The organism is Pseudomonas sp. NCCP-436 (assembly GCF_019656335.1).
Taxonomy (GTDB): Bacteria; Pseudomonadota; Gammaproteobacteria; order Pseudomonadales; family Pseudomonadaceae; genus Aquipseudomonas.
In genome coordinates, this window is sequence record NZ_BPLZ01000005.1 from 95,167 (window position 1) to 109,189 (window position 14,023).

The 14,023-nt window shown below is 61.6% G+C and carries 9 protein-coding genes; 5 read left to right on the forward strand and 4 right to left on the reverse strand.

Translation table 11 applies throughout. The features are described 5' to 3' along the window. Window positions 1-3 precede the first annotated feature (3 nt). Genes NCCP436_RS07640 through NCCP436_RS07660 form a run of 5 tightly spaced genes read left to right on the forward strand, consistent with a single transcriptional unit; the run spans window position 4 to window position 5,809 of the window. Window positions 4-945 (forward strand): DUF58 domain-containing protein, encoded by a 942-nt coding sequence (locus NCCP436_RS07640; protein WP_220803391.1) that lies wholly within the window; start codon window positions 4-6, stop codon window positions 943-945. Next, window positions 942-1,436 (forward strand): DUF4381 domain-containing protein, encoded by a 495-nt coding sequence (locus NCCP436_RS07645; protein ID WP_220803392.1) that lies wholly within the window; start codon window positions 942-944, stop codon window positions 1,434-1,436. The genes NCCP436_RS07640 and NCCP436_RS07645 overlap by 4 nt, the downstream gene beginning before the upstream one ends. Beyond that, on the forward strand, window positions 1,429-2,436 hold the full coding sequence (locus tag NCCP436_RS07650; RefSeq protein WP_220803393.1) for a VWA domain-containing protein: 1,008 nt from the start codon (window positions 1,429-1,431) through the stop codon (window positions 2,434-2,436). Before NCCP436_RS07645 ends, NCCP436_RS07650 begins: the two co-directional genes overlap by 8 nt. Then, the gene (locus NCCP436_RS07655; protein ID WP_220803394.1) at window positions 2,433-4,175 is read left to right on the forward strand and encodes a VWA domain-containing protein; all 1,743 of its coding nucleotides are present in this window, start codon (window positions 2,433-2,435) and stop codon (window positions 4,173-4,175) included. Before NCCP436_RS07650 ends, NCCP436_RS07655 begins: the two co-directional genes overlap by 4 nt. Further along, on the forward strand, window positions 4,172-5,809 hold the full coding sequence (locus NCCP436_RS07660; RefSeq protein ID WP_220803395.1) for a BatD family protein: 1,638 nt from the start codon (window positions 4,172-4,174) through the stop codon (window positions 5,807-5,809). Before NCCP436_RS07655 ends, NCCP436_RS07660 begins: the two co-directional genes overlap by 4 nt. Before the next feature lie 441 nt (window positions 5,810-6,250). On the opposite strand, the gene NCCP436_RS07665 is transcribed toward NCCP436_RS07660, so the two are convergent. The 4 genes from NCCP436_RS07665 to NCCP436_RS07680 all read right to left on the reverse strand — a co-directional run bounded on the left by NCCP436_RS07665 (window position 6,251) and on the right by NCCP436_RS07680 (window position 13,542). Beyond that, window positions 6,251-8,629 (reverse strand): RND family transporter, encoded by a 2,379-nt coding sequence (locus tag NCCP436_RS07665; protein WP_220803396.1) that lies wholly within the window; start codon window positions 8,627-8,629, stop codon window positions 6,251-6,253. A 16-nt stretch (window positions 8,630-8,645) separates the two neighbouring features. Further along, entirely contained in the window at window positions 8,646-9,734 is a 1,089-nt protein-coding gene (locus NCCP436_RS07670) for a YCF48-related protein (RefSeq protein ID WP_259651468.1), read from the reverse strand. A 195-nt stretch (window positions 9,735-9,929) separates the two neighbouring features. After that, window positions 9,930-11,300: a DUF1329 domain-containing protein gene (locus NCCP436_RS07675; RefSeq protein ID WP_220803397.1), complete on the reverse strand. Its 1,371-nt coding sequence runs from the start codon at window positions 11,298-11,300 to the stop codon at window positions 9,930-9,932. Between the two features lie 163 nt (window positions 11,301-11,463). Next, window positions 11,464-13,542 carry a DUF1302 domain-containing protein gene (locus tag NCCP436_RS07680; protein WP_220803398.1) on the reverse strand — a complete coding sequence of 693 codons (2,079 nt, stop codon included), beginning with the start codon at window positions 13,540-13,542 and terminating at the stop codon, window positions 11,464-11,466. Window positions 13,543-14,023: the final 481 nt, after the last annotated feature.

A 14,023-nucleotide genomic window follows, 5' to 3' on the forward strand; every position in this document is an offset into this window, starting at 1 on the left:
CTCATGCCGATCCGCGACTCCGCCCTGCAGGTCAGCCTTGGCGAGCTGATCGAGATGCGCAATAAGGTACGTGAAATACCGCTGTTCTCCACTCCGGCGCGGCGCAGTCTGCTGATCGGATTGCACCATTCGCGTTTGCGTGGCCGAGGCGTGGATTTCGACCAGGTTCGCGTCTACCAGCCGGGCGACGACGTGCGCACTATCGACTGGCGGGTTACCGCACGCACCCAGGAACCCCATACCAAGCTGTTCCACGAAGAGCGCGAACGACCGATCTTCATCATCGCGGAACAGAGTCAGCGCCTGTTCTTTGGCTCCGAGCGCTGCTTCAAGTCGGTTCTGGCCGCCCGTGCAGCCGCGCTGGTGGGCTGGGCCGCGCTGGAGCACAACGACCGCATCGGCGGTCTGATATTCGGCGACAGCGAATATCACGAGGTCAAACCCCGACGCAGTCGACAGAGCCTGCTGCAGTTGCTCAGCCTGCTGGCCCGCGCCAATCAGGCGCTAGCCCCGGATGCGCCACCATGCCCGTCACGTGACACCTTCGGCTTGGCTTTGCGCCGGGCGCGCGAAGTGTTGCGTCCCGGCAGCCTGGCGGTAGTGCTGTGTGATGGACGAGCGCTCAGCGATAACACCGAGCAGCAACTGAGCCTACTGGCGCGCCATACGGATCTGCTGCTGCTGCCGCTGGTTGATCCACTTGACCAAGCGTTGCCGGCTGCCGGCCTGCTGCGCTTCACCCAGAACGGCAGCGAACTGGAACTCGATAGCCACGATGGCGAACTGCGCCAGCGCTACCGGACTCTGGCCGAAGAACGCAGCCAGCGCTGGCAGCGCCTGGCGCAGAAACTTGGCGTGCCGCTGCTGCCGCTGAATACCCGGTTCGAACTGGTAGCACAACTGCAGGAGCAACTCGGCGCCCCGAGGACAAGGAGCATGCCATGAACCCGCTAGACCAATTGCTGCCGCTTATCGATCCACAACCCATACCCTGGTGGCCGCCAGCTCCAGGCTGGTGGCTACTGGCGCTGATCTTGCCATTAATGGGCTGGGGCCTGTGGCGGCTGGCAAGGTACTGGCGCAACAGGCCACGCCGAGCACCCCGGGAACAGGCACTAGACTCTCTGCGCCTGGCTGCACTGGACGAGCTCGCACAATTGTCCAAGCCCTATGACGGTGCCGCCGCAGGCCCCTGGCTGCAGCAGCTCAATGGCCTTCTCAAGCGTCTGTGCCGCCAGCGCTACCCGGATGCTGGCAGCCATGTGCTGAGCAACCGCGCCTGGCTGGCATTTCTCGACAGCCGCTGCCCGGCCGCCGGCCTGACTCGCTGGATGGTGCTGGTAGAAGGGGCTTACCGTCCCCACTGCATTCTCAGCGACAAGGCTGTCGACGAGCTCGAGCAGGCGGTCGCCACCTGGATCCGCAAGCATGTTTGAGTTCGCCTGGCCATGGATTTTCCTGCTCGCGCCGTTGCCCTGGCTACTGCGCATACTGCTGCCGCCGGCGGATAGCGGAGATGCAGCACTACGCGTCAGCTTTCTCGACGAACTGCAACAGGTCAGCGGCCGCCGGGCCCGCGCGACACTACCGGACTGGCGCAGACAGGCTCCGCTGGTGCTGCTCTGGCTCCTGCTGCTGACAGCTGCCGCGCGCCCGCAATGGGTTGGCGAGCCACTGCCATTGCCAGCCAGCGGTCGCGACCTGCTGCTGGCTGTGGATGTCTCTGGCTCGATGGAGTACGCCGACATGCATTGGGATGACGAACCGCTCAGTCGTCTTGAACTGGTCAAGCGCCTGTTCGGCGACTTTATCGAGAACCGCCGTGGCGACCGTGTCGGCCTGATTCTTTTCGGCAGTCAGGCCTACCTGCAGGCTCCACTGACCTTTGACCGGCATACTGTGCGCACCTGGCTGGATGAGGCGCTAATCGGCATTGCCGGCAAAAACACCGCCATTGGCGATGCCATCGGCCTGGCCCTCAAGCGCCTACGCCAGCGCCCGGCGCAGAGCCGCGTACTGGTCCTTATAACTGACGGCGCCAACAACGGCGGGGAGATCGACCCGCTGCTCGCCGCGCAGCTGGCAGCCGACGAACAGGTACGCATCTACACCATCGGCATCGGTGCCGACCCTCAACAGATCGGTGTTTTCAGCGCCCTGGGGCTGGGGGTCGGCCTGGAACTGGATGAGCCGACGCTCCGCCAGATTGCAGAGATAACCGGCGGCGAATACTTCCGAGCACGCAGCCAGGACGAATTGCATCAGATTCAGCGCAGCCTGGATCGCCTTGAACCCGTGGCCCAACAGTACGCTCTGGCGCGTCCGGCCAAGACGCTATATGCCTGGCCACTGGCCCTTGCGATATTCGGCTCGCTAGTGCTGAGCGCCCATACCTTGTGGCCGACAATCGGCCCATCACTGTGGAGGCGCCCATGAACCTGCTCTGGCCGGAGTGGCTAAGGCCGTTGTGGTTGCTGCTACTGCCATTGCTTGCCTGGTTGCTGTGGCGCCTATGGCATCGCGAGCGGCAAAGCGGTCGCTGGCAGCAGTTGCTGCCTGCAGCTTTCCATCCTTTGCTGCTCAAGGGTGGCACAGGCCGTAGCAGCCGCCTGCCCTGGCTGCTACTGGGGCTGGCCTGGCTGCTGGCACTGTTGGCGCTTCTCGGCCCCAGTTGGCAGCAGCTTGAACAGAACAGCCAGAAACCGGCCGATCCACTGCTGGTGATGCTGGAACTGACGCCTCAGATGCTGGCTACCGACGCAGCCCCCAACCGCCTGGAACAGGCTCGTCGCAAGCTACTGGATCTGCTCGAGGCACGCCGCGACGCACAGACCGCCATCATCGTCTACGCCGGCAGCGCCCACAGCCTCGTGCCGCTGTCCGATGACCTGGCCACCAGCCGCAACCTGCTTGAAGCGCTGAAGCCATCATTAATGCCCGAGCCAGGTCGTCGTGCCGACCTGGCCGTGCAACGTGCCCTGCTGTTGCTGGAACAGGCACAACTGGGACGTGGCCGTCTGCTGCTGATCAGCAGCGCCCTCGACGAGCAGGAGCGCCTGGGCATCGACCAGGCGCTGAAGCGGCATCCGACGACACCTTTGCTGATACTTGGAGTCGGCAGTCGTGAAGGTGCTCCGGTCACCAAGGAAGATGGCAGCTTTCTCAAGGATGAACGGGGTGCCATTCTTATTCCGCGTCTGGACAGTCGCAGCCTGCGAGCAGCAGCGGAAGCTCACGGTGGTGACTACGCGCCCATCCGGCTGGACGACAGTGACCTGCGCCAGCTGGGACTGCTCGATGCGCCCCTGGCACTGCGCGATGCCCATGAACCCACCCGTCTCGACAGCCATATCGACCAGGGTTACTGGTTGCTGCTGCCACTTCTGCTACTTGCCGCCTGTGCCGGCCGGCGCGGCTGGCTGCTATGCCTGCCGCTGCTGATGCTGGCACCGCAAAGCAGCCAGGCCTTCAGCTTCGAAGATCTCTGGCTAAGACCAGATCAGCAGGGTATGCGCCTTCTGCAAAGCGGCCAGGCTGAAGAGGCGGCACAACGCTTTCAGAATCGGCAGTGGCAGGGCAAGGCGCTGTACGAAGCTGGCGACTATGCCGCCGCCGCACAATGCTTTGCTCACGGCGATCAGGCCTCCGATCATTACAACCGCGGTAACGCCCTGGCCCGCTCCGGCGAGCTGGAAGCAGCCTTAGATGCCTACGATCAGGCGCTGGAGCGCCAACCCGAACTGGAAGCAGCCCGGCATAACCGCGCCCTGGTCGAGCAGGCACTACGCCAACAACAGCAACAACAGGAGCAAGCCCCGGCGGCAACGGACAAGACCGGCAACCTGCCGGAAAGCGGAACAGCCGGATCTTCCGCAGACGCCGCCTCCAGCCAACAGCCCCAGGACACAGAACAGTCATCCGGGTCTGCCGGGAAGCAGCCGGCGGCTCCAGATCAGGCTGACAACAGCGATAAGGCCGAATCACTCCAGCCGGACAAGAACTCAGCGGACGAAACGCCGCAACAGAGTCTGGCGACGGAAACCGACCGGGGCTCGGCCGACGAGCACCGCCAGGCCCTGGAGCAGTGGCTACGGCAGATTCCGGACGACCCGGCCGAACTGTTGCGGCGCAAATTCTGGTATGAACAGCAACAGCGTCAGGAATCCCTGCAATGAAGCGTTTCGTCATGCTGCTTCTCTTACTGGCCGGCCAGGCACACGCCGATGCCTTCGTCGCCAGCGTCGACCGAACTCGCCTGAGCGAAGGCGAAACTCTGATCCTGACACTCGAATCGACGGATCCGACTCGCTTCGGCCGACCGGATCTGAGCCCACTGGAAGCCGACTTCGAAATACTCGGTAGCCGCCAGGTCAACCGCCTGAGCAGCATCGGCGATACCCCCAGGGCCAGCACTCGCTGGATCCTTACCCTGCAGCCACGACACAGTGGCGAGCTGGTAATTCCGCCAATCCACCTCGGCGATGCGCAAACCCTGCCCATCACCCTGGAAATCGAGCCCCGCGAACAGTCTGACGGAGTCGAGCAGTTGGCGCCGGTGTTCATCGACGCCAGCCTCGACCAGTCCAGTGTCTATGTGCAAGCCCAGACAGTGCTGACCCTGCGCATCTTCCACTCGGTATCCATGTACGACGACAGCAGCCTGACCTCGCTGCAGATGAAGGACGCACGGATCGAGCAACTGGGCGAACCTCGTACCTACGAGAAGGTCATCGGTGGGGTACGCCATGGCGTGATCGAACTGCAGTACGCCATCTACCCACAGCGCAGTGGCGAATTGGTGATCCCGGGACAGACCTTCAGCGCTACGCTGGTGGATCGCTCGGCCGCAGGCGACTTTCTGCCGTTCGGCCCACGGGCGGGCAAGGTTTCCCGGGTCAAATCACCGGACATCCCGTTGCAGGTTCGGCCCAAGCCCGCCGAATACCCGGCCGATGCTCCCTGGCTGCCTGCACGGGCACTGGGCCTGGCAGAAACCTGGAGCCCACAGCCAGAGCAGAGCCGGGTCGGAGAGTCGCTGACCCGACGACTGATCCTTAAGGTCGACGGACTCTCCAGTGCGCAGTTGCCTCCCCTTCCAGCCACCCAGGTGGATGATCTGCGACGCTACCCGGATCAGCCCCAATTGAGCGATCAGAAAAGCGAGAGCGGTCTGATCAGTACCCGCGAGGAAAGCGAAGCACTGGTGCCCAGTCGCAGCGGTCAGTTCGAACTGCCGCCACTGGAAGTGGTCTGGTGGAATACCCGAACGGACAGCCTGGAGCGCAGCACCCTGCCCGCTCGCACGTTGCAGGTTGCCGAGAATCCTCAACTGCAGAACGACGAACAACCCAATACGCCGATGGTGACCACCCAGGTGGTCGAGGGGCCGGCGTTGTGGCCCTGGCAGTTGGCCTGCGCCCTGCTGAGCCTGAGCACGTTGATCGGCTTCGGTCTGTGGTGGCACGCACGTCGCCAACCGGCGATCCAGCGCGCCGCGCAGACCGGCCCAAACCCGCGCACCCTGCTCGACGACCTCAAGCGCGCCTGCCTGGCCGGCGACGCCCAGGCCACCCGCCACGCCCTCGACGCCTGGGCGCGCCAGCAACCGGAAACCCTGGCCGACATGGCGGCGCGCTACGTGCCGTTGTCGGATGCACTTGACGGTCTCAACGGCGCCCTCTACAGCGAAAGCGGCCAGTTCTGGCAAGGCGAAGAGCTGTGGAAAGCCATTCGCAGCCTGCCCGCCAGCCAGGAGCCGAGCGCGGCGCCGCAGGAAAGCAGCGCATTACCGCCGCTATATCCGCGCTAGGTGATACCCGCCCTACAGAGCGATGCGAGCGATGTGCTCGCAAGATACGCGGCCCGAGGCGTTCAACGAGTAGGGTGGGCTTCAGCCCACCGACAGCGTATGACCTTGGTGGGCTGAAGCCCACCCTACGCACTGAAGCGGAGCGCCGCCCGGCTCACCCTACTTACAGCCTCCACGCTGACGGCGATCATCCGTAGGGGGCGCCGCGCGCACCGGCTCCCGACTCCGGCACATCGGATCGCCCCTCACCACTGACAAGATTTCTCCAGGCGACCTGTGCATGTGCATCGCCTCCAGCGCAACAGTATCGGCGGTGCGCACGGCGCACCCTACGTGAACGTAGGCACACATCGGTAAGCGTACCGTGCACGCCCTTCCCTAGGGCTCATAACGAAAAAACCGCGGCCCAGGGGCCGCGGTTTTCGTTAAACACTGCCTGCCTTAGTGAGCCAGCAGCGAGCCACCCTTCTTGCCCACCAGCTTCTCGGGCTTGATCAGGAAGCGCGCCAGTGCCGGCAGCAGCAGCATGGCACCGAACATGTTGACGATGAACATGAAGGTCAGCATCAGCCCCATGTCGGCCTGGAACTTGATCGCCGAGAACATCCAGGTCGCTACGCCAATGGCCAGGCACAGACCGGTGAACAGCACCGCCTTACCGGTCGACTTGAGCGTCTGGTAGTAGGCTTCTTGCAGCGGCAGCCCAGCACGCAGGAAGCTCTCCAGGCGACTGTAGATATAGATGCCGTAATCCACACCGATACCCACGCCGAGTGCGATCACCGGCAGGGTTGCGACCTTCATGCCGATGCCGAGGAAAGCCATCAGCGCATTCCCGAGAATCGAGGTGAGGATCAGCGGCAGCACGATGCAGATCATCGCCGGGATCGAGCGGAAGGTGATCAGGCACATGATCGCCACCCACAGGTAGACCAGCGTCAGCATCAGCAGCTCGGAGGTGGAGATCACCTCGTTGGTCGCCGCCTCGATACCTGCGTTACCGGCAGCCAGAAGGAACTCCAGGCCATCGCGGTTGTGCTCGTCAGCGAACGCCTGCACCGCCGCAACGGTACGCTTGAGCGTCTCGGCCTTGTGATCCTCGAGGAACAGCAACACCGGCGCCAGCGAGCAATCGGCGTTGTACAGACCGTCAGCACGGGCGATGGAGTTGTTCAGCACGTCCTGGTTGCGGGACAGGGTTTCCCATTTCAGGTTGCCCTCGTTCATGCCTTTGATCAGCTGCTTGGACACCGTGACCATGGAGATGGCCGACTGCACGCCCTGGGTGTTCTCCATCTTCCACATCAGCTCGTCCATCGCCGACAGGGTTTCATAGGTCGAGCAGGCCTCGGCCTCGGTCTTGACCATGACCACCAGCACGTCGGAGCTGGTCGAGTAGTTCTGGATGATGAAGTCGTTGTCCAGGTTGTAGCGCGAATCCGGACGAAGCTCCGGCGCTCCCTGATCGAGGTCACCGATCTGCAGGTTGGCCTTCTGGTAGAAGAAGCAACTGACGCCGGCGAGCAGACCCAGCACGACCATGAACGGCGCCACGTTGGGATGGGCGACCTTGGCCAGCAGGCGCCACATCGGCTTCTCGGTGACTTCGTCACGCTTGCTGCGCTCGATGGCGCGCTTGCTGATGCCCAGATAGGAGATCGCTACCGGCAGCAGAATCAGGTTGGTGAAGACGATCACCGCGACACCGATGGAAGCACCGATGGCCAGCTCGTGGATTACGCCTATGTCGATGATCAGCAGCGCGATGAAACCCACGGCGTCAGCCAGAATGGCGATCATCCCCGGCAGGAACAGCTGGCGGAAGGTACGCCGCGCCGCCATCAATGAGTTCTCGGCGCCGCTGGACTGCAGTGCGATACCGTTGATCTTCTGCACGCCGTGGGACACGCCGATGGCGAAGATCAGGAACGGAACCAGCATCGAGTACGGGTCGAGACCGAAGCCGGCCAGGTGCATCAAGCCCAACTGCCAGACCACCGCGATCAGGGTGGTGACCAACACGCCGATAGTGCTACGGATACACCAGCTGAACCAGTACAGCAGGACGAAAGTGATCAGCAGCACGATGGCGAAGAAGCCCACCACCATGATCAGGCCATCGATCAGGTCACCCACCTTCTTGGCGAAACCGATGATGTGGATCTGTACGTTGGGATTTTCCAACTGGTACTTGTCGCGGATCTTCTCTTCCAGCTCGTCGGAGAACTTCTGGTAATCCAGCTTGATCAGCTTGCCCTGATCGTTGGGATCCGGATAGGACTCCAGCAATGGCACGTCGATGATGCTGGACTTGAAGTTGTTCGCCACCAGACGGCCGATCTGCCCGGACTTGAGCACGTTGCTGCGCAGCTCTTCGAGGCTCTGCGCGCTGCCGTCGTAGGTCTGCGGAATCACTTCGCCGCCGGCGAAACCTTCTTCGGTCACTTCGGTCCAGCGTACGCTCGGGCTCCACAGCGACTTCAGGTTGGAGCGGTCGACGCCATTGATGTAGAAGGCCTCGTCATGGATCTGCCGCAGCGTTTCCATGTACTCCTTGGCGAAGATGTCGCCGTCCTTGGCCTCTACCGAGATACGCACGGTGTTGCCTAGGTTGGCCAGGTCGTTACGGTGCTCCATCATCTTCTCGATGAACGGATGCGACAGCGGGATCATCTTCTCGAAGCTGGTCGAGGGACGAACCTGGGTGGCCTGATAGAGCAGGAAGATGGTGGTCAGCAAACAGAGCAGAATGACCGCCGGCCGATTGTTGAAGATCAGACGCTCGAGAAAGCTCGCCTTGTCCTGGTGATGATCGGTCATCGAAGACTACCCCTTATTATTGTGCGGTCGGCATGGCGCCAGTCGGCGTAGCCAGGCGAACACCACCCTGCCCAACCAGAACCAGTTGACCCTTGTCACCTGCAGCTACCGCTGCCAGGGACAGGCGATCCGGACGATTGAACAGGCTGAAGCTGCGCCCACCGTCATCACTCTTCAGTACCGTGCCACCGTGCCCGACCACCACGATGGAGCCGTCGGCCAGCAAAACCGCACCAGACAGACCGAATTCCAGCGGGCCGTTGCCGGGGTTCTCGAGTCGAATTTGCTGCCAGCTGTCACCGAAGTCGCTGGAACGGAACAGATGGCCGCGCAGACCATAAGCCAGCAGAACACCGCTCTGATCGGTTCCCATCACGCCGAACAGCGATCCCTCGTAGGGAGGCTCTGCGATCTTCTCCCAGCTCTCGCCCCAGTCGGCGGAACGGAACATGACGCCCATTTCGCCAACGATGAACAGGCCACTGTCCTTGACGGCGGCGATGCCGTTGAGGTGATAGGCATCTTCGTTATCGAGGCGATCGCTGACGTCGTCCCAGGTCTTGCCGCCGTCGAGGGTCTCCAGCAGCGCCCCGTATGCGCCGACGGCAAAGCCGTGATCGGCATCCTTGAACCAGATATCCAGCAGTGGGGCTTCACGTTCGAGATCGTCGAACTGCTTGACCCAGGTTTCGCCGCCATCGGTTGTGGCGAGGATCTGTGCATCATGTCCGACCGCCCAGCCATGTCGGGCGTCGACGAAGAACAACGAGGTCAGCATCTGGCGGCTGGGCACACGGGCCTGCAGCCAGCTTTGACCCTGATCCTCGGAGTAGAGAATGTGACCACGGTCACCCACGGTGACGAGGCGCTCGCCGGTGTCAACCACGTCGAGCAGCAGGCTGTGAACGGCCTTTACCGACTCGATGGCATAAACAGCCTCGGTCGAGGCATGCAGCGGCAAGGGTGCGGCAGCAATAACCAGAGCGGAAAGCACACTGCACAACGAGAGCGCTTTGGCCAGCGGCGAATGGACACGGAACGCCGGCATGCACGTCCGTCTGGACGCCTGACCGGAGCGGGTGCGCCGCATGACGGGCTCACTCATATACCTTCCCCCTTCTTGTTATAGGTGGCGCTGCCTAATGACAGGCTCCCCATCCTAGCGAGCTTCGGAAAGCCCTGACAATCGGTGCGACGTTATGTTTTGTTAAGGTCCGGACGCTTTATCACGGCACATTCGCCTGGCTGATGCGAAAAGGCCGCTACAGTCGTAGCGGCCTTTTGCCGGACTGCACCGGAATCAGCGCGTACCGCGGCGACGCAGGGCAGCAGGCTTGAAGTAGCCGTCGTCCGGAGTAGCCTGGGTGAAGTCGATGGTGTTGCTCTCTTCGTTATCCAGGTTCTGCACGTGGTAGCGACGAGCCTGCAGATCATGGAACACGTCCAGAGCGGACCAGGTGGTCGGCAGGTCGTAGTAGTTCTTCAGGTAGGCGATTGACACGCGCCACAGTTCGCCGCGGCCGTCGTACTGATCCACTATCGCAGCCTGCCAGCTGTCCTCGTCGAGGAACAGGGTGCGCTTGGAGTAAATGTGACGGGAACCCGGCTTCAGGGTGCCTTCGACGACCCACACACGGTGCAGTTCGTTGCGGGTCAGTGCCGGATTGAGGTGGCCGACCTGCAGCAGATCCTTGTACTTAACATCCGGACTGGTGACCTGGTAGTTGTTGTACGGAATGTAGATTTCCTTCTTGCCCACCAGCTTCCAGTCGTAGCGGTCCGGAGCACCGTTGAACATGTCAGTATCGTCGGCGGTACGCAGACCGTCGGCGGCAGCGATCGGAGTGTCGTAGGCCAGATTCGGTGCGCGGCGCACGCGGCGCTGACCGGCGTTGTAGCCCCAGGCCTGACGCGGTTCCTTGACCTGATCCAGGGTCTCATGAACCAGTGTTGCGCCACCGGCCAGACGAGCCGGGCTGGTAGTGAACGACAGGTAATAGAACATGATGTTGTTCAGATCGGCGAAGGAGCCGTTCTGCAGGTAGTACTTGAACAGCGCTTCCTGCTGCGAAGTCACCAATGAGTAGGAACCGTTGCGCTGCACAGCCACCTCGGAGGCGCGGCGCACAATGTAGGTACCGCGGTAACGCGCGATGTGGTTCCACAGTGCTTCGACACCGCTCTGCGGAATCGGGAACGGGATGCCGCCGTAGGCATCGACAAAACCGTTACCACCGTCGACCAGCTTGGCACTGGCGGCGTTCTTGATGGTGTTGTCATACACCCACTGCGGTGCGGAACCGGAACGACGGGTCTGGTAGACCGGCATCTGGTAGGTGTCCGGGTAGGCCTTGAACATGGCGATCTGGCCAGGAGTCAGGTTGGCCTCGTACTGACTCAGGTTGGCCGCAGTGATGGTGAACAGCGGCTTGTCATCCGGAAAGGGATTGACGTGGTGCTGGCCCGGACGGCTATAACCGGCCGGCACCTGGGTGATGCCGCCGGTCCAGGCCGGGATGGTACCGGCCGCGTTGCCGGACTTCTCGGCGCCGAAGGGAGTCAGGGTATCGCCGAGCTTGGCAGCTTCCTGGGGGGATACCGCAGCTACAGCGGAACCGGCGGAAAACGCCAGTGCAACGGCAGCGGCCATCAGCCTGTGCTTGATCAGCATGGGTAATTCTCCGTGAGAGGTCTGACCGGGCGCGACAGGCGCCCGGCGTATTTCTGGTTATGGGTACTGCGGCGTCCTGCAGGACCGTAGGCCAAAGCCGTGTGATGCGGAAACAGCCGGACACCCCACTGTTCCGCGCCGCATGGCCGACTGCAGCGCCCGTTTAGAAGGAGTACTTGACATTCAGGCCAATGTTGTCGCGGTCACGCGCACCGTTGTTCTGACCGGCGCCATAGAACTCGGTGTACTGGATCTCGGCTTCCAGGCTGTTCAGGTAGCTGGCACGCAGACCGACAGTGTAGGCCTTGCGACCTTCAATGAAGTTGCCGGTCTGGTGCGAGTTGCCCTCAAAGTCGTGCTTGAACACGGCGAACGGCGACAGGTTCACACCGGCATAGACATCGTTCCAGGTGCCAGACAACACCAGGGTGTAGCCGTAAGCATTCTTGTTGACCTGGTCGTCGCGGTCGTAGCCAGAGATGTAGGAACCATTGCCACGACCGGCAAAGTAGCGAGTACCGTTGCGCGACTCGTACTTCAGACTGTCACCGCGCAAGTGCTCGGAGGCCAGCTCGGCCACGCCGAACAGCGAGTCGAAGCCAAGGCTCGGGCCGAAGTTGTAGATGGTACCCAGCGAGGCGTTGAAGGCCTCGACACGGGTGTAGTTGTGGATCTGGTCACCCAGTTGCACCTGCTGGCCACCGATATTCACCTGACCACCAGAAGCGAGTTGCGGAGCCTGAGTCAGCAGGTCGCCAAGCAGATCGTTGGTAGCGGCGATACCGATCGGCAGGTTCGGGCGGTAAGCCAGCTCACCGAATACCGAAGCATTGCCAACGGTGGTGTTGAAACTGAAGCCATACATACGGATGTCTTCAGCGTATTCACGACGAGCAGTGACGTTGTTGGCCACGTCGATGGTCGCCAGACCACCAGCCGCGTTGGCCGCAGCACTGCCCAGCGCAGCCTGATACTGACCGAGAATCGCCAGTTCGGTGGCAGCCGAGCCCAGGGTCGTACCGTTGGCACCGGTATTGATGATGTTGTCCAGCATTGCCCCAGTGAAGCCCGGATTCACGTTCTGCTGCACACCAGCGACCACCCCCTGACGCACCACCGGATCGAGCTGGGCAGAAGCAGCGGCACCGATGGCTGCCAGGTCGAGGCCGGCATAGTTACCCAGATCGGCATAGATGGTGGGCTCTTTGCCGTGGTAATTGACGAAGTAGAAGCCGAACTCGGTGGAGTTCAGTTCCTCGGCAATGTAGCGGAAGGCCACACCGAACTGGCCGTCATTGCGGGCATTGATATCCGAGCCGATGCTGGCCACCTTAATGTTGCCATTACCGTCGACGGTGCGACCGCCCTGCAAGCCACCGACGCCAAAAGCGCTCAGGCCCGAATACAGGCCAGCCAAAGGAATCAGGGCCGGCTGAGTCGAGTAAGCGGTGTTGCCACCGGCGGCGAACAGGTCAGTCTCGGAGAAATAGGTGCCAACCGGGTCGATTGCCGACTCTTTCCAGTTGAACTGGTAGAAGGCTTCCATGGACAGGTTGTCGGTCAGGCCGATGTTGAAGCTCAGAGCCTCAACCGGCACCAGCACTTCCTTCACTTCGGAGCCGGGCAGACGGAACTTGGCCGCATCCACCGGGTTGGTGGTATTGACACCGCCGCGATAGAACAGGCCCTCGCCCCAGTTGAATACCTGCTTGCCCAGACGACCGGAGACCGGCATGTTGCCGACGTCCCAGTTGCCGTAGACGTATGCGTCGAGGATCTGCGCATCACGCCCGGCCTTGTGGCGGGTATCACGGGTGAAGGTATTGTCGCGCGGCGCACTCTGGCTGGGCTGAACGCGTGAGTTGGCGTTGTAGTAGTCGTTGCGCTTATCCATGATCTGGGTGTCATAGAAAGCGGTACCGCGGACGAACAGGCCGTAGTTCTGATAGGAGACTTCCAGGTCCGAGGTGATCTTGAACACTTCGGAAACCAGACCGGTATCGAAGTTGCGATTACCGTCGTTGGTGTTGATGTCGTCGTTGGTCTTGTCCTGGCCCTGCACACGCCACAGTTGGCCATAGGAAAGCGTGGTATCGATGGAGCCGGTGACTTCGTTATCGGCAAAACTGAATTCCACCGCCTGTGCATGAGCGGTTACCAGCAGCGGCAGGACACCTGCAAGGGCGAAGCCGGCCTTGGCCGGTGCATAGCGCAGAACAGGCTTGCGGGACTTAATTACCATCGAGACGTACTCCGTGGACAGATCATTCTCTTGCGCGGCCCATTGGCGGTACCGCAATACGCCGTACTGACGACGGCTTTTTTATTGGCTGAAGCTGCCTGATCCAACGACAGCTGCAGCTTCGCGGGATCAAATCCAGCCGGACTTTGCAACCATGATGCCAATTCAGGCCGTCGGATCAGCATGAAAAGAGGCCAAACAGCGTTTCTTTTCGTGACTGGTCGTTCACTGACCAACAAGGAAGGATTTGAGAGAGAGGATGGCGCGGATTGTCCTACGATCTGACGCGATATACTCCTTGTATAGGGCATTCCAGAGCGGTACGGAGCACCTCTGGATATTTTTTGAAAAGTCTGCCTTCCTGATTTTTGTGTGCAAAATCAACGAAAGACGAATACACCCTCACTCTGGTAACAAAAAAGTGTTACCAGTCAAAGACTGGTAACACTTCCCATAGGCTCACTGCCTGTCGCTGCCCTAG